This window comes from Streptomyces sp. NPDC031365 (assembly GCF_055569765.1).
This window is the reverse complement of the sequence record NZ_JBVIIM010000005.1, coordinates 145,656-167,265: the sequence shown is the minus strand read 5'-3', so window position 1 is coordinate 167,265 and position 21,610 is coordinate 145,656. Positions and strand designations below refer to the sequence as shown.

At 72.2% G+C, this 21,610-nt stretch carries 24 protein-coding genes; 14 read left to right on the top strand and 10 right to left on the bottom strand.

Annotated features, from left to right (window positions below):
* Positions 1 to 87: 87 nt before the first annotated feature.
* Entirely contained in the window at positions 88 to 972 is an 885-nt protein-coding gene (locus ACZ5C2_RS10830) for a LysR family transcriptional regulator (protein ID WP_468788867.1), read from the bottom strand.
* A gap of 120 nt (positions 973 to 1,092) precedes the next feature.
* Here ACZ5C2_RS10830 and ACZ5C2_RS10825 point away from each other — a divergent pair, with 120 nt between their 5' ends.
* From ACZ5C2_RS10825 to ACZ5C2_RS10800, 6 genes are all read left to right on the top strand, one after another.
* Positions 1,093 to 1,764 carry a succinate dehydrogenase gene (locus ACZ5C2_RS10825; protein WP_468788865.1) on the top strand — a complete coding sequence of 224 codons (672 nt, stop codon included), beginning with the start codon at positions 1,093 to 1,095 and terminating at the stop codon, positions 1,762 to 1,764.
* A gap of 2 nt (positions 1,765 to 1,766) precedes the next feature.
* The gene (locus ACZ5C2_RS10820; RefSeq protein WP_468788863.1) at positions 1,767 to 3,716 is read left to right on the top strand and encodes a fumarate reductase/succinate dehydrogenase flavoprotein subunit; all 1,950 of its coding nucleotides are present in this window, start codon (positions 1,767 to 1,769) and stop codon (positions 3,714 to 3,716) included.
* Complete coding sequence (locus tag ACZ5C2_RS10815; RefSeq protein WP_468788861.1) at positions 3,713 to 4,462, top strand: succinate dehydrogenase/fumarate reductase iron-sulfur subunit; 750 nt, start codon at positions 3,713 to 3,715, stop codon at positions 4,460 to 4,462. Before ACZ5C2_RS10820 ends, ACZ5C2_RS10815 begins: the two co-directional genes overlap by 4 nt.
* Before the next feature lie 296 nt (positions 4,463 to 4,758).
* Positions 4,759 to 5,535, top strand: coding sequence for a GNAT family N-acetyltransferase (locus tag ACZ5C2_RS10810; protein WP_468788859.1), 777 nt, complete (start codon positions 4,759 to 4,761; stop codon positions 5,533 to 5,535).
* Positions 5,532 to 6,350, top strand: coding sequence for a lysophospholipid acyltransferase family protein (locus ACZ5C2_RS10805; RefSeq protein WP_468788857.1), 819 nt, complete (start codon positions 5,532 to 5,534; stop codon positions 6,348 to 6,350). Before ACZ5C2_RS10810 ends, ACZ5C2_RS10805 begins: the two co-directional genes overlap by 4 nt.
* A 104-nt stretch (positions 6,351 to 6,454) precedes the next feature.
* A complete protein-coding gene (locus tag ACZ5C2_RS10800) occupies positions 6,455 to 7,396 on the top strand; it encodes a DUF2382 domain-containing protein (RefSeq protein WP_468788855.1) in 942 nt (313 codons plus the stop codon).
* Between the two features lie 39 nt (positions 7,397 to 7,435).
* On the opposite strand, the gene ACZ5C2_RS10795 is transcribed toward ACZ5C2_RS10800, so the two are convergent.
* Entirely contained in the window at positions 7,436 to 8,455 is a 1,020-nt protein-coding gene (locus ACZ5C2_RS10795; RefSeq protein WP_468788853.1) for an LLM class flavin-dependent oxidoreductase, read from the bottom strand.
* Positions 8,456 to 8,515: 60 nt separating this feature from the next.
* Here ACZ5C2_RS10795 and ACZ5C2_RS10790 point away from each other — a divergent pair, with 60 nt between their 5' ends.
* Positions 8,516 to 9,007 carry a phosphatase domain-containing protein gene (locus tag ACZ5C2_RS10790; protein ID WP_468788851.1) on the top strand — a complete coding sequence of 164 codons (492 nt, stop codon included), beginning with the start codon at positions 8,516 to 8,518 and terminating at the stop codon, positions 9,005 to 9,007.
* Between the two features lie 13 nt (positions 9,008 to 9,020).
* Here ACZ5C2_RS10790 and ACZ5C2_RS10785 read toward each other — a convergent pair whose 3' ends face one another.
* On the bottom strand, positions 9,021 to 9,236 hold the full coding sequence (locus tag ACZ5C2_RS10785) for a dodecin (protein ID WP_468788849.1): 216 nt from the start codon (positions 9,234 to 9,236) through the stop codon (positions 9,021 to 9,023).
* A gap of 224 nt (positions 9,237 to 9,460) precedes the next feature.
* Here ACZ5C2_RS10785 and ACZ5C2_RS10780 point away from each other — a divergent pair, with 224 nt between their 5' ends.
* Positions 9,461 to 10,714, top strand: a complete 1,254-nt coding sequence (locus ACZ5C2_RS10780) for an extracellular solute-binding protein (protein WP_468788847.1) — start codon at positions 9,461 to 9,463, stop codon at positions 10,712 to 10,714.
* Between the two features lie 25 nt (positions 10,715 to 10,739).
* Here the strand turns inward: ACZ5C2_RS10780 and egtD are convergent, their stop codons facing one another.
* The 4 genes from egtD to egtA are packed head-to-tail and all read right to left on the bottom strand — an operon-like array spanning position 10,740 to position 15,155.
* Positions 10,740 to 11,702 (bottom strand): L-histidine N(alpha)-methyltransferase, encoded by a 963-nt coding sequence (egtD, locus tag ACZ5C2_RS10775; protein WP_468788845.1) that lies wholly within the window; start codon positions 11,700 to 11,702, stop codon positions 10,740 to 10,742.
* Positions 11,699 to 12,502, bottom strand: coding sequence for an ergothioneine biosynthesis protein EgtC (egtC, locus tag ACZ5C2_RS10770; RefSeq protein WP_468788843.1), 804 nt, complete (start codon positions 12,500 to 12,502; stop codon positions 11,699 to 11,701). The genes egtD and egtC overlap by 4 nt, the downstream gene beginning before the upstream one ends.
* Positions 12,502 to 13,818, bottom strand: coding sequence for an ergothioneine biosynthesis protein EgtB (egtB, locus tag ACZ5C2_RS10765; RefSeq protein ID WP_468788841.1), 1,317 nt, complete (start codon positions 13,816 to 13,818; stop codon positions 12,502 to 12,504). Before egtB ends, egtC begins: the two co-directional genes overlap by 1 nt.
* On the bottom strand, positions 13,815 to 15,155 hold the full coding sequence (gene egtA, locus ACZ5C2_RS10760) for an ergothioneine biosynthesis glutamate--cysteine ligase EgtA (protein WP_468788839.1): 1,341 nt from the start codon (positions 15,153 to 15,155) through the stop codon (positions 13,815 to 13,817). The genes egtB and egtA overlap by 4 nt, the downstream gene beginning before the upstream one ends.
* Positions 15,156 to 15,455: 300 nt before the next feature.
* On the opposite strand from egtA, the gene ACZ5C2_RS10755 reads away from it, so the two are divergent.
* The gene (locus ACZ5C2_RS10755; RefSeq protein ID WP_468788837.1) at positions 15,456 to 16,331 is read left to right on the top strand and encodes a TIGR02452 family protein; all 876 of its coding nucleotides are present in this window, start codon (positions 15,456 to 15,458) and stop codon (positions 16,329 to 16,331) included.
* Here the strand turns inward: ACZ5C2_RS10755 and ACZ5C2_RS10750 are convergent.
* Positions 16,285 to 16,731: a type II toxin-antitoxin system PemK/MazF family toxin gene (locus tag ACZ5C2_RS10750; RefSeq protein WP_468788835.1), complete on the bottom strand. Its 447-nt coding sequence runs from the start codon at positions 16,729 to 16,731 to the stop codon at positions 16,285 to 16,287. The genes ACZ5C2_RS10755 and ACZ5C2_RS10750 overlap by 47 nt on opposite strands.
* Before the next feature lie 454 nt (positions 16,732 to 17,185).
* A complete protein-coding gene (locus tag ACZ5C2_RS10745) occupies positions 17,186 to 17,602 on the bottom strand; it encodes a pyridoxamine 5'-phosphate oxidase family protein (protein ID WP_468788833.1) in 417 nt (138 codons plus the stop codon).
* 207 nt (positions 17,603 to 17,809) lie between these two features.
* Between ACZ5C2_RS10745 and ACZ5C2_RS10740 the strand changes: the two genes are divergently transcribed.
* From ACZ5C2_RS10740 to ACZ5C2_RS10725, 4 genes are all read left to right on the top strand, one after another.
* The gene (locus ACZ5C2_RS10740) at positions 17,810 to 18,346 is read left to right on the top strand and encodes a cysteine hydrolase family protein (RefSeq protein WP_468789140.1); all 537 of its coding nucleotides are present in this window, start codon (positions 17,810 to 17,812) and stop codon (positions 18,344 to 18,346) included.
* Between the two features lie 37 nt (positions 18,347 to 18,383).
* Positions 18,384 to 19,181 (top strand): nucleotidyltransferase domain-containing protein, encoded by a 798-nt coding sequence (locus ACZ5C2_RS10735; RefSeq protein ID WP_468788830.1) that lies wholly within the window; start codon positions 18,384 to 18,386, stop codon positions 19,179 to 19,181.
* Positions 19,182 to 19,338: 157 nt separating this feature from the next.
* A complete protein-coding gene (locus ACZ5C2_RS10730) occupies positions 19,339 to 19,767 on the top strand; it encodes a VOC family protein (protein WP_468788828.1) in 429 nt (142 codons plus the stop codon).
* 130 nt (positions 19,768 to 19,897) lie between these two features.
* A complete protein-coding gene (locus ACZ5C2_RS10725) occupies positions 19,898 to 20,323 on the top strand; it encodes a CBS domain-containing protein (protein WP_468788826.1) in 426 nt (141 codons plus the stop codon).
* A gap of 99 nt (positions 20,324 to 20,422) precedes the next feature.
* Here ACZ5C2_RS10725 and ACZ5C2_RS10720 read toward each other — a convergent pair whose 3' ends face one another.
* Positions 20,423 to 20,878 carry an archease gene (locus tag ACZ5C2_RS10720; protein WP_468788824.1) on the bottom strand — a complete coding sequence of 152 codons (456 nt, stop codon included), beginning with the start codon at positions 20,876 to 20,878 and terminating at the stop codon, positions 20,423 to 20,425.
* A 79-nt stretch (positions 20,879 to 20,957) separates the two neighbouring features.
* On the opposite strand from ACZ5C2_RS10720, the gene ACZ5C2_RS10715 reads away from it, so the two are divergent.
* The gene (locus ACZ5C2_RS10715; RefSeq protein ID WP_468788822.1) at positions 20,958 to 21,605 is read left to right on the top strand and encodes a phosphoribosyltransferase; all 648 of its coding nucleotides are present in this window, start codon (positions 20,958 to 20,960) and stop codon (positions 21,603 to 21,605) included.
* Positions 21,606 to 21,610 lie beyond the last annotated feature (5 nt).

Sequence of the window (21,610 nt, the reverse complement as noted above, 5' to 3'; positions counted from 1 at the left end):
CTGCGCGAACGGGGGTCTGAGGGCGAAGCCCTCAGGGACGGGACGGGAAGGGGCGGCGGGGGCGGGAAACCCCCCCGCACACCCGCGTCAGCGCTCCAGCAGCATCCGCTGCAACTCCCGAGCCGCCCGGGGCGGGGCCACATCACTGCGGTGGGCCAGGGCGATGGCCCGGTACAGACCCGGCCGCGCCAGCGGAGTGACCCGCAGCCCGTGCCCCGACCGCGCGGCGACCATCCGCGGCACCACCGCCACTCCCAGCCCCGCCCGCACGAACCCCAGCACGGCGTCCATCTCCCCGCCCTCCACCGCGAACTCCGGCTCGAACCCCTCCGCCCGGCACGCGGCCACCGTCAGCTCCCGCAGGTCGTAGCCGTGCCGGAACATCACCAGCCGTTCACCCTCCAGTTCGGCGATGCGCACCTCGTTCCGCCCCCGCCCCGGCGGCGCGGCATCCGGCGACGACACCACCACCAGGTCCTCACTCAGCAGCTCCACCGTGGTCAGCGCAGGCGACGGCGTCGGCAGCGGCAGCACCACCAGGGCAAGATCCAGCGCACCCCGCGCCAGCTCCCGTACGAGATCGTGCGAACCTCCTTCCTCGACCAGCAGCCGGACACCCGGATACCGGTCGTGGAACGCGCGCAGCACATCCGGCAGCAGACCGGTGCACAGACTCGGCGTCGCCCCCAGCCGCACCCGCCCGCCGCGCAGTTGTGCCACCTCCTGCACCTCGTGCCGTGCGGTGTCCGCGTCGGCCAGGATCCGCCGCGCCAGCGGCAGCAGCGCCTCGCCGGCATCGGTCAGCGTGATGTTCCCGCGCGCCCGCCGGAACAGATCGGCCCCCAGTTCCCGCTCCAGCACCTTGATCTGCTGCGACAGTGACGGCTGCGCCACATGGACCTGCTCGGCGGCCCGGGTGAAGTGCCGGGTCTCGGCGACCGCCACGAAGTACTGGAGCTGCTGGAACTGCATGGGCACATCATAGGCTCCCCCTATCAAAACAAGGCAGACCATGTCTTGGACCGATGGGGCCTTCCGGCCCTAGCGTCTGACGACATGGCTCTGGCAACGCGGACGGACAGACGGCCGTCCATGGCACGCACCGTGTGGGACTCGACCGTAGGCAAGAAGACTGTGATGGCGGTCAGCGGCCTCATCATGCTGCTGTACCTGGTCGCGCACATGATCGGGAACCTGAAGATCTTCTTCGGGTCGGGCGAGTTCAACCGCTACGCCCACTGGCTGCGCACGGTCGGCGAACCGTTCATGCACGACGAGTGGACGCTGTGGCTCATACGCGTCGTCCTCGTCGTCGCCGTGATCGCCCACGCCGTCTCCGCCTACCAGCTCAGCCGCCGCGACATCAAGGCGCGGCCCAGCAAGTACGTGCACCAGAAGGCGCGGGCGAGCTACGCCACGCGCACCATGCGCTGGGGCGGCATCATCCTCGCCCTGTTCATCGTCTGGCACCTCCTCGACCTGACCACCGGCACCGTGCACTCCGGCGGCTTCGAGACGGGCAAGCCCTACCAGAACGTCGTGGACACCTTCTCCACCTGGTACGGCAACGTCATCTACATCGTGGCGATGCTCGCCGTCGGCCTGCACATCCGGCACGGCTTCTGGAGCGCCGCCCAGACCCTCGGCATCGGCAGCCGCACCCGCGACCGCGCCCTCAAGACCACCGCCAATGCCCTCGCGCTGCTGCTCACGGCCGGCTTCCTCGCCGTCCCTGTGGGCGTCATGACCGGAGTGGTGAGCTGACCATGACTTCCTACACCGAGTACACGACCGGCAACCGGGTCGCCGACACCAAGGCCCCCGCCGGCCCGGTCCACGAGCGCTGGGACAGACGCCGGTTCGAGGCCAGGCTGGTCAACCCCGCCAACCGGCGCGGCAAAACCGTCATCGTCGTCGGCACCGGCCTGGCCGGTGGCTCCGCCGGTGCCACCCTCGCCGAACAGGGTTACCACGTCGTCCAGTTCTGCTACCAGGACTCCCCGCGCCGCGCCCACTCCATCGCCGCGCAGGGCGGCATCAACGCGGCGAAGAACTACCGCAACGACGGCGACTCCGTCCACCGGCTGTTCTACGACACCGTGAAGGGCGGCGACTTCCGCTCCCGCGAGTCCAACGTCCACCGCCTCGCGCAGATCTCCGTGGAGATCATCGACCAGTGTGTCGCCCAGGGCGTGCCCTTCGCCCGCGAGTACGGCGGACTGCTCGACACCCGTTCCTTCGGCGGTGTCCAGGTCTCCCGCACCTTCTACGCCCGCGGCCAGACGGGACAGCAGCTTCTCCTCGGCGCCTACCAGGCGCTCAGCAGGCAGATCGCCGCCGGCAACGTCGAGATGCACCCGCGCACCGAGATGCTCGACCTGATCGTCGTGGACGGCCGGGCCCGCGGCATCGTCGCCCGGGACCTGATCACCGGGAAGATCGACACCTACTTCGCGGACGCCGTCGTCCTGGCGAGCGGCGGCTACGGCAACGTCTTCTACCTGTCGACCAACGCCATGAACTCCAACGCCACCGCCGTCTGGAGGGCGCACCGGCGCGGCGCGTACTTCGCCAACCCCTGCTTCACCCAGATCCATCCCACCTGCATCCCGCGCACCGGCGACCACCAGTCCAAGCTCACCCTGATGAGCGAGTCGCTTCGCAACGACGGCCGGATCTGGGTGCCGAAGGCCCAGGGCGACACCCGCCCGGCCCACCGGATCCCCGAGGACGAGCGCGACTACTACCTGGAGCGCATCTACCCTTCCTTCGGCAACCTCGTGCCCCGCGACATCGCCTCCCGCGCCGCCAAGAACGTCTGCGACGAGGGCAGGGGAGTGGGCCCCGGCGGCCAGGGCGTCTACCTGGACTTCGCCGACGCCATCAGGCGGATGGGCCGGAGGGCCGTCGAGGCCAAGTACGGCAACCTCTTCGACATGTACCAGCGGATCACCGACGAGGACCCGTACCGGGTACCGATGCGGATCTACCCCGCCGTGCACTACACGATGGGCGGTCTGTGGGTGGACTACGACCTCCAGACCACCGTCCCCGGTCTGTTCGCCATCGGCGAGGCCAACTTCTCCGACCACGGCGCCAACCGGCTCGGCGCCTCCGCGCTGATGCAGGGCCTGGCCGACGGCTACTTCGTCCTCCCGGCCACCATCAACGACTACCTGGCCCGCAACCCGCACCAGGAGGAGGTGACCACGGACCACCCGGTGGTGCAGGAGGTGCTGGCCGAGACCCGGGACCGCCTCCACCTGCTCCTGTCGGCCGACGGCGACCGCACCCCCGACTCCTTCCACCGCGAGGTCGGCGAACTCATGTGGGAGTTCTGCGGCATGGCCCGTTCCGAGTCCGGGCTGCGCAAGGCACTGGAGCGGATTCCGCAGATCCGCGAGGAGTTCTGGCGGCGCATCAAGGTTCCCGGTACCGGTGAGGAGTTCAACCAGTCGCTGGAGAAGGCCAACCGCATCGTGGACTACCTGGAGCTCGCCGAGCTGATGTGCCTCGACGCGCTGCACCGCGCCGAGTCCTGCGGCGGCCACTTCCGCGAGGAGTCCCAGACACCGGAGGGCGAGGCCGCCCGCCAGGACGACGCGTTCTCCTACGCCGCCGCCTGGGAGTTCACCGGCACCGGCGAGGCTCCCGTCCTGCACAGGGAAGACCTGGTCTTCGAGTACGTCCACCCCACCCAGCGGAGCTACGCATGAAGCTCAACCTGCGCGTCTGGCGGCAGAAGAACGCCGACGCCGACGGCGCCATGTCCACGTACGAGGTGGACGGCATCTCACCCGACATGTCCTTCCTGGAGATGCTCGACACCCTCAACGAGGAGCTCATCCTCACGGGCGAGGACCCGGTCGCCTTCGACCACGACTGCCGCGAGGGCATCTGCGGCGCCTGCTCGCTGGTCATCAACGGAGACGCCCACGGTCCGGAGCGCACCACCACCTGCCAGCTGCACATGCGGTCCTTCGAGGACGGCGACACCATCGACGTCGAGCCCTGGCGGGCGTCGGCCTTCCCGGTGGTGAAGGACCTGGTGGTCGACCGGTCGGCCTTCGACCGCATCATCCAGGCGGGCGGTTACGTCACGGCCCCGACGGGCTCCGCGCCGGAGGCGCACGCCACGCCCGTGCCCAAGCCGGATGCCGACGTAGCCTTCGAGCACGCGGAGTGCATCGGGTGCGGGGCGTGTGTCGCCGCGTGCCCGAACGGGGCGGCGATGTTGTTCACCTCTGCGAAGATCAACCATTTGAACGTGCTGCCGCAGGGAGCGCCCGAGCGCGAGACGCGGGTGCTGGACATGGTGGCGCAGATGGACGAGGAGGGGTTCGGAGGGTGCACGCTTGCCGGGGAGTGCGCCACCGCTTGCCCGAAGGGCATTCCGCTGACGTCCATCACGGGGATGAACAGGGAGTGGCTGCGGGCTGCGCGCAAGGCGGGTAAGCGCTAGCGACGTGCGGCAGCGGGCCGCAGACCGGCTGCGGGCCGTCCGGAGCCGGTCGCGCCCGTGCGGCGGAGCCGCACGATGTCACCCCGCGCCCCCAGGGGGCGCTCCAGTGAGCGTTCGCCGTACGTGCGGACGGGCGGGGCCGGGAGAGGTGCTCCTTCCGGCCCCGTCTCGGTTTCGCTTCTGGGATTCAGCATCTCCACATCCGTACTCCCCGCTCCGGTCACGTACACGCCAACCCGGATCGGGAGAACGGGGGTGTCCCCACTCCCGCTCCGGTGCGTGATCAGGAGAGAGCCATGACCGGCGTGCTGACCGTCGACCAGCCCCCGCGGCCCACCACCCCCTTCCGGTACACCGTCACCCTCGCCCGCGACGAGGAGGACGTGCGCGCCGCGCAGCGGCTGCGGTACGACGTCTTCGCGGGGGAGATGGGTGCCCTGCTGTCCGGTCCGCAGCCGGCCCTGGACGTCGACCCCTTCGACGCCTACTGCGACCACCTGCTCGTGCGTGAGGAGGCGAGCGGGCAGGTCGTCGGCACGTACCGGCTGCTGCCGCCGGAGCGCGCCGGGATCGCCGGACGGCTGTACGCGGAGGGCGAGTTCGACCTGTCGGCGCTCGGTGCGATACGGCCGTCACTCGTCGAGGTCGGCCGTTCCTGTGTGCACCCCGACCACCGGGACGGCGCGGTCATCGGCCTCATCTGGGCAGGCATCGCCCGCTACATGACCGGCCGCGGCCACGCCTGGCTGGCCGGCTGCTGTTCCGTACCGCTCGCCGACGGCGGCGCGCTCGCCTCCGCCACCTGGGACCGGGTACGGGCCAGGCACCTCGCGCCCGAGGAGTACCGGGTACGCCCGCTGCTGCCCTGGCGGCCGCGGAGCGGGGCACCCGCCGCCGCCTCCGCCGGACTGCCCGCCCTGCTGCGCGGCTATCTCCGGCTCGGTGCCTGGGTCTGCGGAGAGCCCGCGCACGACCTGGACTTCGGCGTAGCCGACTTCTATGTGCTGCTGCCGATGGACCGGGTCAATCCCCGGTATCTGCGGCACTTTCTCTCCCTCGTCCCCGCCCGGTGAGCGTCTGGCTGCCGGGCGCGCCCTGTACTCCCCGGGGCTGTGTGGACTCCCCGGTGACCACCGCGGCCGTACCGCTGGCCGTGCTGCGGCTGGCGGGGGTCGGGATGGTGCTGCTCGCCGGGATCGTGCTGCTGCCGTTCGGACGGTGGATCCCGGCGGGCCCGGTGAGCCGGTGGTGCCGGTGGATCGTGCGGGCCGCCGGAGTCCGGGTCCGTATCGCCGGGGCCGCCGCACCCACGGGCGGGCTGCTGCTGGTCGCCAACCACATCTCGTGGCTGGACATCCCCCTGCTCGCCACGGTCCGCCCGGCCCGTCTGCTGGCCAAGGCCGAGATACGGCGCTGGCCCGTGGCGGGGGCGCTGGTCGCGCGCGCGGGTGTGCTGTTCATCGACCGCGACCGGTTGCGTGCCCTGCCGGACACGGTCGCCGCGCTCACCGGGATCCTGCGCGGCGGCGCGGCGGTCGCTGCCTTCCCGGAGGGCAGCACGTGGTGCGGCCGGGCCGCGGGACACTTCCGCCGCGCGGTCTTCCAGGCGGCGCTGGACGCCGGAGTTCCCGTGCAGCCGGTCCGAATCCGCTATCGGGACCCGGGGGGCCGGCCGGCCACCGCTGCCGCCTTCGTCGGGGACGACACGCTGCTCGCGTCGCTGTGGCGGGTGGTGTCGGCCCGGGGGGTGATCGCCGAGATCGAGGTGCTGGCCCCCGTCCCGCCCGGGCGGTGCACGGACCGCCGCGCCCTGGCGTGCGCGGCCCAGCCGGAGGCCGTCTCGGAGCACGAGGACGCTCCTGGGCACGGGCGCGGTCACCACAAGTGAGCACTGTCGAAAATTAAGCGGTATTTATCGCTTTTCTGCTGTTTTCGGTCAGCTGTTCAGGACAACCGGAGAGCAGCGACCCCCTGAAAGGAGGGTGATGCAAGATGATCACCCGCGAAGAGATCTCGACCCTGCTGGATCACCCCGTGTACGACGGGGACGGCAACAAGATCGGCGACGCGAAGCACGTCTTCCTCGACGACGCGAGTGGACGCCCCGAGTGGGTGACCGTCAAAACGGGCATGTTCGGTTCCAGTGAGTCGTTCGTACCCATGCGCGACGCCGCTCTCGTGCAGGACCACCTCGAGGTCCCCTACCGCAAGGACAAGATCAAGGGTGCGCCCAACGTCGACATCGACGCGGGTGGCCATCTGTCGGTGGACGAGGAGCAACGCCTGTACGACTACTACGGCATCAACTGGGACTCCGTCCTGACCGACCCCGGTGAGGACGAGCGGACCACCGGTACGGGGACGGCCGGTACGGCCGGTACGGCGGGTGCGGCCGGAGCGGCGGGCACGGCCGGGCGGCGGGACGACGCCTCCCGGGCAGCCGGCGCGCCGGGCACCGCGGGAAGGGCCGGAGCCGCGGGCACCGAGGGCCGTCGGACCGAGGCCCGCACCGGACCGCGTGACGACGCCATGACCCGCTCCGAGGAGCAGATGCGCGTCGGCGTCGAGCGGCGCGAGACCGGACGGGCCAGGCTGCGCAAGTACGTGGTCACCGAGGAGGTGCAGCAGACCGTGCCCGTGCGGCGCGAGGAAGTGCGCGTGGAGCGCGAGCCGATTACGGAGGCCAACCGGGGCGAGGCCATGTCGGGTCCGGAGATCACGGAGGCCGAGCACGAGGTCACCCTGCACGAGGAACGCCCCGTCGTGGAGACCGAGACGGTCCCGGTGGAGCGGGTCCGGATGACCACGGAGGAGAAGTCGGCGGACGAGACGGTCCGCGGCGAGGTCCGCAAGGAGCGCATCGAGGCCGAGACCGAGAAGGACGAGGGCACCGGACGCCGGGGCCGTGACGTCCCCAGGAAGGGCAGGGAGTAGTCGGCCCTCTCGCGGGCAGGACGGCGCGCCGGTGTCCCGTCACCGGCGCGCCGTGCTGACCCGGAGCCCCACGGCGGCGGCGAGCCGCCGGTAGGAGTCCAGCAACGCCTCCCGGTCGTACGTGCTGGTGGTGACGAGCACCTCCTGCGCGCCCGTGTCCGTCAGCACCGACTCCAGCCCGTGCGCCACCTCCTCCTCGGTGCCCGCGAGCTGACCGGCCAGCCCCGACTCGTAGAAGCCGCGCTCCTTGGCGGTCATGGAGAGCGACTCGACCCGCTCCGCCGACGGCAGCGGCGGGAAGGTACCGTGCGTACGGGAGTGCGCCATCGACCAGGCCTCCGGGATCAGCAGCCGCCGGGCCCGCTCGGGTGTGTCGGCCACCGCGACCGTGCCGGAGACGACGACGTACGGCTCGCTCGCCCACCAGGAGGGGCGGAACCGTTCACGGTAGTGGTCGATTCCGCGCCGCATCCGGTCGCGGTCGCGGAGGTCGCCGATGACCATCGGCAGGCCGGCCCGGGCCGCGATGGCGGCGCCCTCGCCCATGGCCAGCACGAACGGCGGCACGGTCAGTCCCTCCGCCGGCCGGGCGTGTACTCCGGTGGGGGAGGTGCCCCGGAACCAGCCGAGCAGTTCGCCTAGCTGGGCGGCGAAGTCCGCCGCGTCGCCCTTGTCGCGGCCCAGCGCCCTGCGCACCCCGTCGGTGAAGCCGACCGAACGGCCCAGGCCCATGTCGACACGCCCCGGAAACAGCGATTCGAGCACCCCGAACTGCTCGGCCACGACGAGCGGCCGGTGGTTGGGCAGCATGACCCCGCCGGTGCCGACGCGGATCGTCCGGGTCGCGGCGGCGACGGCGGCGGCCAGCACGGTCGGCGCCGAACCGGCGACCCCGGGCACCCCGTGGTGTTCGGACACCCAGAACCGGTGGTAGCCGAGCCGCTCCACCTCCCTCGCCAGGGCCACGGTGTCCCGCAGGGCCTCGGGGTCACTGTGCCCCTCGCGCGTGCGGGAACGGTCGAGGACGGAGAAGCGGACCGGGGCGATGACGGAACTCATACCGGGTTCAACACCCGGCGGCCCGCGGGATTCCGCCCGGCCGGTGACTAAGGTGGCGGTGTGACCGACCGCAACGAGCGGCCGCTGGCCGTGTTCGATCTCGACAACACCCTCGCCGGCACCGCGCACCGGCAGCACTTCCTGGAGCGCAAGCCGCGCGACTGGGACGCCTTCTTCGCCGCGGCGCCGCAGGACCCGCCGCTCGCCGAGGGCATCGCGCTGGTGCGCGAGAGCGCGCGGGAATGCGAGATCGTCTACCTCACGGGGCGGCCCGAGCGCTGCCGGCGCGACACGCTGGACTGGCTCGCCGCCCAGGGGCTGCCCGAGGGCGAGGTGCACATGCGTGGCAACGCCGACCGCAGGCCCGCCCGTCACACCAAGCTCGCGATCCTGCGCCGCCTCGCCCGCGCCCGCCGGATCCGCGTCCTCGTGGACGACGACGAACTGGTCTGTCTGGACGCCCGGCGGGCCGGTTTCACCGTTGTCCAGGCCCGCTGGACGGCCCCGTCCGGGGACTTGAAGGACGCTCAGGAGCGTGAAGGGCGGACCTGAGTCGCGGACGGGCTCAGTCCGTCTCCTCCAGGCGGAAGCCGACCTTCAACCCCACCTGCCAGTGCGCGATCCGCCCCTCCTCGATCTGGCCGCGCACCTGGGTCACCTCGAACCAGTCCAGATGGCGCAGCGTCTGCGACGCGCGCTCGATGCCGTTGCGTACGGCCTTGTCGACGCCGTCGGGCGAGGTGCCGACGATCTCCGTGACCCGGTAGGTGTGCTCCGACATGCTGCTCCCTTCCCGGCGGACCCCCGACTGTACGGGACACCGCCTGTGTCACACGTCACTCCACCGTGCCCTACCGCGCGGCGGAGCGCGAGACGTCGCCCCCGTTCGCCTGACGCCCTTGACCTACCCATTGGTCCATACCAAGATGCTGGACACCCGCCCGAGCTCCCGCTCGCCCCCCACGCCGGGCCCGCCCTGTCCGTCAGACAGAAACAGGACCCCTCGTGAGACGCCGTCTGCTCGCCCTCGTCTGTGTGTCCGCATCCCTGCTGAGCGGCTGCGGGCTGATGCCCGACAGTGAAACGCAACGGCAGACGGTCACCGTGTGGTTGATGCGGCACAGCGCCTCTCAGGAGTACCTGGACCGCTTCACCAAGGAGTTCGAGCGCGAGCATTCCGGGCTCGACCTCGACATCCGCATCCAGGAGTGGACCGGCATCGGCGAGAAGGTGGAACAGGCGCTGAAGACGCGCCGGACGGACGGGCCCGACCTCATCGAGGTCGGCAACACCCAGGTCGCCACATACGCGGAGGGCGACCGGCTGGTCGACCTCACCCTGGAGTCCATGCGGGACTGGGGTCGCGACGACTGGCTGCCCGGCCTCGCCGAACCCGGCCAGTGGGGCTCCCAGCAGTACGGCATCCCCTGGTACGCCGCCAACCGCGTCGTCATCTACCGCAAGGACCTCTTCCGGGAAGCGGGCATCACCGCCCCGCCGAAGACCGGCGACGAGTGGCTCACCGCCACCGAAAAGCTCAACACCGGCGGCACCCAGGGCATTTACCTTGCCGGGCAGGACTGGTACACGCTTGCCGGCTTCATCTGGGAAGAGGGCGGAGAACTCGCCACGGAGCGCGACGGCGTCTGGCGCGGCACACTCGACAGCCCGGCGGCGCTGCGCGGCATGGACTTCTACCGCCGGCTCCAGGCACTCGGGGACGGCCCTGTCGACTCCGATGAGGAACACCCGCCGCAGGCAGGCGTGTTCGCCGACGGCCGCGTCGCACAGATCGTGGCCGTCCCCGGACTGGCCCGGGCCATTCTGAAGCAGAATCCGGACCTGGAGGGCAAGCTGGGATACTTCCCCGTCCCCGGCAGAACGGCCGGCACACCCGGTGCCGTCTTCACCGGCGGCTCCGACCTGGTGGTTCCCGCGAAGACCGACGCCAGGGACGCCGCCATCGAGGTCGTCGCAGCACTCACCGGCGCCCGCTGGAACACCGAGCTGGCCCGCACCATGAACTACGTCCCCAACAAGCCCGGTCTCGCCGAATCGGTGGCGGGGGAGGAGGGGGTCGCGGCCATGGCGGCCGGAGCCGCACAGGGCCGGGCGACCCCCAGTACACCCCGGTGGAGCGCGGTCGAGGCGGACAACCCGATCAAGGAGTACATGACCAAGGTCCTCACCGGCGCCGACCCGGGCACGGAGGCCGAACGCGCCGCCAGACGCATCACCGAGGCGCTGGCCTTCGAGTAGGGCGACGCTTCCGGCGCTGCTCCCGTCAGCGGGCGACGCTCAGCGACAGCGCGAACCGCTGCTTCTCGTCCGTCCACCACCGGCTCAACCCGAGCCCCGCGGCCGACAGTTCCGCACGTACTCCCTCCTGCCGGAACTTCGCCGACACCTCGGTGCGCATCTCCTCACCCGCCGCGAAATCCACGGCGAGTTCCAGGGCGGGGATCTTCACCGTCTGCGCGGTGCGGGAGCGCAACCGCATCTCGATCCACTCGTGCCCGGCGTCCCACACCGCCACATGGTCGAAGGCACCCGGATCGAAGTCGGCGCCCAGTTCGCGGTTGATGACGCTCAGGACGTTCTTGTTGAACGCGGCCGTCACACCGGCCGTGTCGTCGTACGCCCGGACCAGCACCTGCTCGTCCTTCACCAGGTCGGTGCCCAGCAGCAGGGCGTCGCCCGGGGCGAGCAGGGCGCGGACGGAGGCGAGGAACGCGGCACGCTCGGCGGGCAGCAGGTTGCCGATGGTGCCGCCCAGGAACGCCACCAGCCGCGGCCCGGGAGTACCGGGCAGCGCCAGCCGGGCGGTGAAGTCGGCGATCAGCGCGTGCACGTCCAGCCCCGGGCGCTCGGCGGCCAGCGCCTGCCCGGCCCGGGTGAGGGCGCTCTCGCTGACGTCGACGGGGACGTACGTGTGCAGCCCGGTGAGCGCGTCGATCAGGTACCGCGTCTTCTCCGAAGACCCGGAGCCGAGTTCGACCAGGGTGCGGGCCCCGGACGCCTCGGCGATCTCACCCGCGCGGGCGTGCAGGATCTCGCGCTCGGCCCGGGTCGGGTAGTACTCGGGCAGTCCGGTGATCTCCTCGAAGAGCTCGCTGCCCCGGGCGTCGTAGAACCACTTCGGCGGCAGTGTCCTGGGGCTGTGCGTCAGGCCCTCGCGGACGTCGGCACGCAGGGCGGCGCCGGTGGTGTCCTCGGGCAGGGTGCGGGTGAGATGGAACGGACTCACGTAAAGGGCTCCCTCGAAGGTGCGTAGGAGTCGGCGGACGGCCACGCGTCGCCGGGCTCCTTGAGCGGGGTCAGCAGGACGTCCGTCGGACTCGCCGCGAGCAGGGTGCGGTCGGGGACCTCACACCAGTGCGGATCGTCGTCGTAGGGCTCGGAGGCCACGACGGTGCCGCCGCCGGCCCGGGTGAGGTACCACAGAGTGTCGCCCCAGGCGGTCGCGGTGACGGTGTCCCCGCCTGTGAGCAGCAGGTTGAGCCGGGCCCCGGGGGCCGCTTCGGCGACCTCCAGGACCGTGTCGGCCAGTGCCTGTCCCTCCTCGTCGCCGGCCCGCAGCCGGGCCAGCACCAGCGCCCACACGAACGCGGAGTCATTGCGGGCCTCGAGCGTCAGCACGTTCTCGGCGGGCAGGGACGGGACCAGCGGCGCGAGCGAGCCCGGCCAGCCGGGCACCGCCCCGTTGTGGCTGAACAGCCAGGTCCCGGCCGCGAACGGCGCCGCCGCGGCCTCCGCGTCGGCACCCGAGAGGGTCGCGTCCCGTACGGCGGCCAGCAGTGCCCGGGTGCGTACGACACGGGCGAGATCCGCGAACGACAGGTCCGCCCAGACGGGCCCGGCCCGGCGGTACCGGGCCGGTACCGGATCACCCTGCGCGTACCAGCCCACACCGAAGCCGTCGGCGTTGACCGTGCCGTACCGCTGCCGCCGGGGCGCCCAGGACTGCCGGTACAGCCCGTGCGGCGGCGTCACCAGCAGCTCGCCCAGCGGTTCCTCGGGCCCCACGTAGGCCACATGACGGCACATCAGAGAACCTCCGACCGTGCCGTGCGGAACCCGGAGAAGATCTGCCGCCGGATCGGCAGGTCCCAGTTGCGGAACGTGCCCCGGCAGGCCACCGGGTCGACGGCGAACGAACCGCCCCGCAGCACCTTGTGGCCCGGCCCGAAGAAAACCTCCGAGTACTCCCTGTACGGAAACGCCCTGAACCCCGGGTACGGCAGGAAGTCGCTCGCCGTCCACTCCCACACGTCACCGATCAACTGCCGTACGCCCAGCGGCGACTCACCGGCCGGATAGCTTCCGGCCGGCGCCGGACGCAGATGCCGCTGGCCGAGGTTGGCGTGCTCGGGCCCGGGCTCGGCGTCCCCCCACGGGTAGCGCATCGAGCGGTCACCGGCCGGGTCGTGGCGTGCCGCCTTCTCCCACTCCGTCTCGGTGGGCAGCCGGCGCCCGGCCCAGCGGGCGTAGGCGTCCGCCTCGTACCAGCACACGTGCAGCACCGGCTCGTCGGGCGGCACCACCTCGGTGACTCCGAACCGGCGCCGCAGCCACTGTCCGCCGTCCCGGCGCCAGAACAGCGGCGCGGTGAGGGAGTCGCGGCGGATGTGGGCCCAGCCCTCGGCGGTCCACCAGCGGGGCTCGTCGTAGCCGCCGTCCTCGATGAACGCCTGGTACGCGGCGTTCGTCACCGGTGTGGTGTCGATGTGGAAGGGCGGCACCTCGCGCCGGTGTGCGGGGCGTTCGTTGTCCAGCGCCCACGCCTCCTCCGAGGTCCCCATGGTGAACGGCCCGCCCGGCACGAGGACTTCGGACGGGCCCGTGAACAGCGGCACCGGTTCCGGATCCGGGGCGGTCAGGACCTGCGGACCCCTGCGCAGCTGATGGGTGATCAGCATCGTCTCGTCGTGCTGCTGTTCGTGCTGTGCGATCATCCCGAAGGCGAAGCCCGCCTCCGTCAGACGCGTCCCGTGGAACGCGGCGCCCTCCAGTACGTCCAGGGCCCGGACGCGCACATCGGCGGCGTACCGGCGGGCCTCCTCGGGGGGCAGCAGCGGCAGGCCCGGGCGCTCGGCGCGGGGGTGCTCGAAGGCGTCGTACAGACCGTCGATCTCGGGCCGCATCGCCTCATGGCCGGCGACGGCCCGCAGCAGCCACTGTTCCTCCTGGTTGCCGATGTGGGCGAGGTCCCACACCAGTGGCGACATCAACGGCGAGTGCTGCGCGGTCAGATCGGGCCCCTCGACGCAAGCGGTGAGCAGCGTCGTCCGGTCCCGTGCGGTGATCAGCGAGGCGGCCGCGCGCTCGCGCAATGCTTCGGCGTCGAGGGCGGGGTCGGTCATGAGGGGGTGTCCTTTCCGTACGGGCCGGTGTCGTGCGGACGCGTGCCCCGGGGGTGCCCGCCGGCGCCGGCCGTCGCCCGCAGCCCGTCGAGCAGATCGTCGGCCGGGCAGCGGCCCCGGGCGAGATGGCGGTCCCGGAATTCCGTCACCGCGTCGATGACCCCTGGGGTGGCGCCGAGCCGGGGCAGCGCGCGCAGCGCCGCCGCGAAACAGCCGATGGCCACCTCGCGCAGCTCCGGGTCGGCCGGCCCGACGCGGGCCGCGTCCCGCCAGAGCGGATTGTGCGGCGCGGGCATGCCGTGCGTCCGCTCGGCCAGCGGCTTCACCGCCCGGTAGGCGGTCTCGGCCGCCTCCGGGTCGTCGAACAGTGCCGTCGTCACGGCCAGCGGCACGATCCAGCCGTCGTCACCGGGCTGCGCGTCGATCATGCGGAGCTCCAGATGCCCGCGCGGCCTCACCGGTGGGAACAGCGTCGTGGAGTGGTAGTCGAGGTCCTCCCGGGTGGGCGGTCTGGGCAGGCCGGACCTGGTCCACTCGCGGAAGGTCAGCCCCTGCGGCACCTGCCACGGCCCGTCGTCGTCCCGCACGCACATGACCGGCGCGTCCAGTACGTGCCGGGCCCAGGCGGCGCGCGGGTCGGCGTCCAGTACCGGGCCGCCGGCCCGGCCGGGGCCGATCTGCGCCCAGCGCAGCTGCCGCGTGGACACCCAGCCGGTCGGCCGGCCGCCGGCGAGGGGGGAGTTGGCGAACACGGCGACCAGGACCGCGCCCAGTTGGTGCGCGAGCCACCAGCGCCGCACATGACCGAGGGGTCCGGGCTCCTCGTACCCGGCATCCACGCACACCTGCACGGAGGCGGTGGTGCACATCATGGCCCGGCCGGCGGGTCCGGTGCGGTCGAGACAGGCCTCCATGGCGTCGTAGCGCGGTTCGCGCAGAAAGCGGCGGGGCGCGTGCCAGGGGGCGTGGCCGAGCCCGGCAAGGGCCAGACCGTCCCGGCGCAGCACCGCGCGGACGGCGTCCAGATCGGCGGAGACGGTACCGATGCACTCCATCAGGGAGGCGGCGGGCGGCGAGCTCAGCTCCAGCTGGCCGCCGGGCTCGACGGTGAGCGCCGACCTCAGGGAAACGGTCCGCAGAGCGGCGTAAGCCGCTTCGAGTCGTTCGGGTGACACGGGGAGCCGCGGGTCCCGCAGCTCGTGGACGAGCCATTCCACCTCGACCCCGAGGAGACGCGGCGGTCCCGTCTTGAAGCAGATGCCCCCTACCAGGGCTTCCACCTCGGCTTCTGTGACGGTGGTACGTGGCTGTGTGCAGCCACCTTCCGAATCGGACATGTAGGGATCCTCCTGAGATTCCACCATGTCGCCGGCCCGGATGCCCGATGGTCCGGGCCGGCATCAACCCGTCCACCCAAAACCCTCGCGTCGCCGGACACAAGAGCGCCGGGTGGGACGTCCCGGTTCGGTCATCCTTTCGTTCTGCCTGCTCCCGGGCGGTTCTCCGTGCCTTCCCGGGCCTTTCGGGGAGGCGGAAACTCCGTTGCGCGGCATCACCAGCATCGCTCAGGATGCCTGCATGGGCACGGCGAGTGAGATCGCGCGGCGCGCGGTCACGGCGGCTACGGGGGTGGCGCCGTGAGCGCGCGCCTGCGTGGTATCGCCAAAGAGACCGAGCAGATCGTGGCGGCGGGCACCTACCGCGCACCCGGCGGACACCAGGTGTCCGTCGCGGCGGCGGTCGAGGCGGCGGCCCGCGGGACGCGGACGTACGGTCCGGAGCCACTCCCGGTCCCGGCGTTCGGCCTGGTGGAGTCCCGGTTCGAGGTCACCGGTGAGAGCAGCCTCGAGGCCGCCCGGCGGCTCGCGGACGGAGCGGCCGTACTGAACTTCGCCTCCGCCCGGAACCCCGGCGGGGGATACCTCAACGGCGCCCAGGCCCAGGAGGAGGCACTGTGCCGTGCCTCCGCGCTGTACACCTGTCTGCTGCGGGCCGCCGGCTTCTACGACCACCACCGCACCCACCGCGACCCGTTCTACACGGACCGGGTGATCCACTCACCCGCCGTGCCCGTCTTCCGCGACGACCGCGGACGCCTCCTCGACGAGCCGTTCACCGCCGGATTCCTCACCTCGCCCGCGCCCAACGCGGGCGTGATCCGGCGCACGGCGCCGGAGCGGACGGGCGATCTGCCGCACGCCCTCGTGGTACGGGCCGAGCGGGTGCTGGAGACCGCCGCCGTCCACGGCTACCGGCGGCTGGTGCTGGGAGCCTGGGGCTGCGGGGTGTTCCGCAACGACCCGGCACAGGTGGCGGGGGCCTTCCGGACCCTTCTCGCGCCGGGCGGGCGGTTCGCGGGGGCCTTCGAGCACGTGGTCTTCGGCATCCTGGACCGCACCCGTGACAGCGCGGTCCGCGCCGCGTTCGAGCGGACGTTCGCGGACCTGTTGACCGGGCCGGCGGGGATCAGTTCCAGCCGTACCGCTCCCGGAGCCGCTGACGTACGAGGTTGAACCGCATCCGGTCCAGGGCGCACGCCTCCCGGCGCATGCCGTCCTCGTGCAGCCGCAGCACCCGGTCCACGTCCACCCACGAGTCGCGGCCCGACCGGTCCCACGGCCCGCTGCCGATCGGCACCCACTCCCGGTGCCCGTCGCGCCGCCTGCTGGACAACTGCACGGCGAGGAACGTTCCGCCCGCCTCGCGGGCGACGACGAGCACCGGACGGTCCTTGCCCCGGCCGTCGTTCTCCTCATAGGGCACCCAGGTCCAGACGATCTCCCCGGGATCGGGGTCGCCGTCGTGCGCGGGCGAGTACTCGGTGCGTACCGGGCCCACGTCACGGGGCTCGGCCTCGACGGTGGCGGAAGGGCCGTGGCGGCCCGGGGCGTTCTCAGGGGTGTAGGCGGTCACAGGCGTACCGTACCGGCACACCGGCCACACCTCGCCGGGGCCCTCGGCCCCTGGACGGGAAGCCCACCGCCCACCGCGGAGGCCGCATCCCCGCCGGGCTGTTCACGCACGGCCGGCTGCCACGGGCGCCGCTCCCGGGCCGGTTCGTCGGGTACGGCCGGGGCTGCCGCAGCCCCCCGCGGGGCCGCGTTCCGAGTCGGTCCGTCGCGTGTGGCTGGGAGCGCAGGGCGTGGCAGGGGCCCTGGGCGGTGCGGGGGTGGCAGGCGAGAGTGCCTGTGCCAGTCTGCCGCGGACGCCCATCATGTCCCGGTTCGTCGCGTACGACGGGGGGCGCCGCCGCCGTGTGCCGCGCCGCCCCCATCGCAAGCCGGGCTTCACGCGCGCGGGACGGGGCCCGCCGTCCTGCTGCGGGGCCCCGTCCCGGCCCGTGCCGCTCCGCCTGCTGCCCCGGACGTCAGCCGGGCACACCCGTGAGTTCGCGGCCCGTCACCATCTCGGCCTCGATCCGGACGAACACGCCGTCGTGCATCGGCATCCAGGACTGGGGGCCGGTCCGCAGCAGCCGCTCGTGCTCGGCCGGTTCGGTGACCACGGCCGCCCGTCCCGTGACCACGACGCTCCAGCCGGCCCGGCGCTCGGCGCGGAAGTCGTCGGCCTCGAAGGCCACCACCACCCCGTCGATCGCCCGCACCAGATCGGAGGCGGCGGAGGTGCACAGCACCACGGAGGAGTCCTCGTCGAGGGAGAAGTTGACGGGCAGGACAGCGGGCAGCGCCTGGCGGGTGTAGACGACGCGACCGACCGGTGCCTTGCCCAGCAGGCGCAGGCACTCCTCCCGGTCGAGCAGTCGGAAGCCATCGGTGTGGATCATCTCTCCATGGTCCGCGACGGCACCCCGACGGAACTAGGGCCGGACGGCCCTGATGACTGCCGGTCCGGACAGCCGCTCCCGAGGGACGGGCCCGCCCAGAACGGCTCCTCGACGACGAACTCGAGCGGGTAGCTCGTCTCCTGCCACGTGCGGAGCAGGGCGGAACCGGACATGTCTGACCGTCCTGGTGAGTGGAACCCTGGTGACATGGGCAAGACCGCGCTGACCGTCATCGACATGATCAACACCTACGACCATCCGGACGCGGAACAGCTGATCCCGTCCGCCGAATCGGTCGTGCCGGCCGTCTCCGCCCTCCTGCGGCGGGCACGACAGCGGGGCGTGCCGGTGGTCTACGTCAACGACAACTTCGGCGAGTGGCGCTCCCACCACGGTGAACTGCTCGACAAAGCCCTGTCGGGACCGCACGCGCACCTCGTGGAGCCGCTGCGGCCGGACGACTCCTCCCTCTTCGTCGTCAAGGCCCGGCACTCGGTCTTCTTCGAGACCCCGCTGGGCTATCTGCTCAACCAGCAGGGAGTCGACCGGCTGGTGCTCTGCGGCCAGGTGACGGAGCAGTGCGTCCTGTACTCCGCACTCGACGCGCATATCCGGCATCTGGACGTTGTCGTCCCTCGTGACGCCGTCGCCCACATCCACGCCGACCTGGCGGACGCCGCCCTGCGGATGATGGAACGCAACATGGGGGCGCGGGTGTGCGACAGCGACGAGCTGTGGAACTGACCCTCGCGGCGGGCGGCCCGCGGCCGGCACCGGCCTCATGAGCCGTCGTCCCGTCCCGCCCCGCGAGCTCCGGTCCTACCTGGACGAACTGGTCCACCGTACCGGCGCAGTCTGCGGCTCCCACCTGGTGAGCGTCCTCGCCGTCGGATCCCTCGCGCTCGGGGACTACCGGCACGGACGCAGTGACGTCGACGTGACGGTGGTGGTGGACGGCTCGCTTCCGCACCGGGCGCTGCCCGAACTGGCCGATCGGCTGGTCCATCCCGCCCTGGAGTGTCCCGCTGCCGGACTGGAACTGGTCGTGTACCCGGCCGGTCTCGCCGCCCACCCATCCGGCGGAGCGGGATACCTCATGGATCTCAACACCGGAGCGTCCCTGCCCGAGCGGGTCAGTTACGACCCCGGGGAGGCGCTGGCGTTCTGGTACGTCCTGGACCGCTCGATCGCCCACCAGTGCGGCCTCCCGCTGACCGGCAGACCGGTACGGGACGTGATCGCCGCGCCGGGCCGGTCCGACGTGCTCGACGCGCTTCGCGCCTCCGTACGGGAGCATGCCGAGGGGGAGGGGCACCTGGCCGACAACCGGGTCCTGGGCGGCTGCCGCGCCGTGGTGTACTGCCGCACCGGCCACTGGTTCGCCAAGGGCGGGGCCGCCGAGATCGTCGCCGCCTCCGAGGCGGACTTCCGGCCGCTGATCACGGACGCGTTGCGCAGTTACGAACGCCCCCGGGGGTCGGCACTCGCGCTGCCCGGGGCGGCGGTGCGGGGCTTTCTGGGCTGGGTGGCGGACCGGGTGGACGAGGCGGTCGGGGCCGAGGGAGGGCACACCTTCTGAGCCGTGAGCGGGCGCGCCCTGCGTGCCGGTGGTGCGCGATTATCCGCTCGACAGGCGTCGGCCGGGCTGCTTAGGATCTTCCGCGCGGCATCGCGTGTCGGTCACCGGCTGGGTGAGGCATGGAGGCGCCGTGGATGCCCGTGGAGGCATTGCCACCGTGTCAGTCGAGTTCAATCACACCATCGTTCTTACCCGTGACCGGGAGAAGTCCGCCCATTTCCTCGCCGAGATCCTGGGACTGGAAGTCGGGGAACCGGCCGGAATGTTCCTTCCGGTGACGACCGCCAACGGCGTCACCCTGGACTTCGCGACCGTCGGCATCGACATCCCGGCGCAGCACTACGCGTTCCTCGTCTCGGAGGAGGAGTTCGACGCGATGCTCGCCCGGCTCGTGGACGCCGGTGTTCCCATCCAGGCCGACCCGCACGGCAGGCATCCCCGCCGCATCAACCGCAACGACGGCGGACGCGGCGTGTACTTCCTGGACCCGGCGGGCCATGGCCTCGAGGCCATCACCCGCCCTTACGGCGCCGACCCGGAGTCACCGCTGAACGGCGTCACCGAGGAGATCCCCGGAGCCGTCTAGAGACGGCATGCCGGCCGGGGTGGGGGCTCACTTCCGCCCCGGCCGGTGGGACGCGGCTGGTTTGTGTCCGGCCCAGCGGGCTACGCGGCGAGCACGGGAGTCCGGTCCGGTCATTCCCCGGGAGGTGCCCATGACCAGGCGGATACGGGACGTGATGTCCGCGGACACCGCGTCCGTCGAGCCCATGACGACGCTGGCGCGGGCGGCGCGTCTGATGCGCGAGCGGGGCATCGGCGATGTGCTGGTGGCGTACGACTGTGATCTGTTCGGTGTGCTCACCGACCGTGACATCGTGCTGAGGGGTGTTGCCGAGGGCCACGATCCCGAGGTCACGACGGTGGGGGCGCTGTGCACGCGGCCGCCGCTGGTGACGCTGGATCCCGAGGACACGACCGATCACGCCGTTGAGCTGATGCGGCGGTATGCGGTGCGGCGGCTGCCGGTGGTCGAGCGGGGCGGGTGTCCGGTGGGCATGGTCAGTCTTGGGGACCTCGCCGCTGTGGAGGATCCGCGCTCTGCCCTCGCGGAGATCAGTGCGGCGGCGGCCAACCGCTGAACGCGGAATCGTCCGGTGGTGCGTACCGCCGGACGGCGTCGTTGGCTCCCGCCCCGCCCCGCCCCGCCCCCGCCTCTGCCTCTGCTGCGGCTGTCGGGTTCAGCCGTCCACCGTGACCGCGCACGACCAGCCGTACGGGCCCGGGCCGATGCGGAGTTCTTCCCAGGCCACGGCGGTCGGGGCCGCTCCGGTGAGGCGTACGTCCGACAGCGGGGCGAGCGCCAGGCGCACGTCGAGACCGCCGTCGGCCTCGTCCGCCTCGACGTCGACCGGCACCTGGCCGTACGCGTCAAGCCGGTAGAGGATCTCGTCCAGCAGCGCGGCCAGCAGGTCGTCGTCACTGGCCTCGTCGAGCCGGACGCGGCCCGCGCCGGTCGGTCGCACCCCGGAGACGTCGGCGAAGCACTCCACCATCGCCGTGACCGCCTCCGCCAGGCAGTTCTCCCGGCTCGTCGCCCACGCCTCGATCCGTATCTCGTCCTCCTGCGCCACCGCTCGGTGCCCGCTCGCGTGCGGGCGCCGCTCCTGCCCGTAGTCGTCCGTGTCACCGGCCATGAACCACGACTGCCCGACGCCCGCGCACCCATGCCGGGTGGCGGTGCTTGAGGAGCCGGGGAGAGGGTACGCGGAGGCCATGCGGTTCCGTGATCGCCGGCAGGCCGGACGCGAGTTGGCCGCACGGCTGCGGGAGCGGCGGGACGTGGGAGCCCTGGCCGACCCGGTCGTGCTGGCGCTGCCCCGGGGCGGGGTCCCCGTGGCCGCCGAGGTCGCCGCGGTGCTGGACGCGCCGCTCGACGTCCTCGTCGTCCGGAAGGTCGGCGCCCCCTTCCACGAGGAGTTCGGCGTCGGCGCGATGGCCGGCGACGGGGCGGTGGTGTTCGACGGCGACGCCCTGCGCGGGCTGGGCCTGAGCGAGGCCGACCTCGCGCCCGTCGTCGAGCGTGAGCGCACCGAACTGCGCCGTCGCGAACGGCTCTACCGTCAGGGTCGGCCCGCTCCCGACGTACGCGGACGGACGGTGATCGTCGTCGACGACGGACTGGCGACCGGTTCCACCGCCCGCGCCGCCCTGCGTGCCCTGCGCGCGAGGGAGCCCGGGCGCCTCGTGCTGGCCGCCCCCGTCGGCTCGCCGGAGGCCGTGGCCCTGATGCGCGGCGAGGCCGACGAGGTGGTGTGCGTGTACGAGCCGGCCGCGTTCATGGCCGTCGGCCAGTGGTACGAGGAGTTCGGCCAGTTGACGGACGAGGACGTCCTGGGGGCGTTGCGCGAACGGCAGGCGTAGACGCC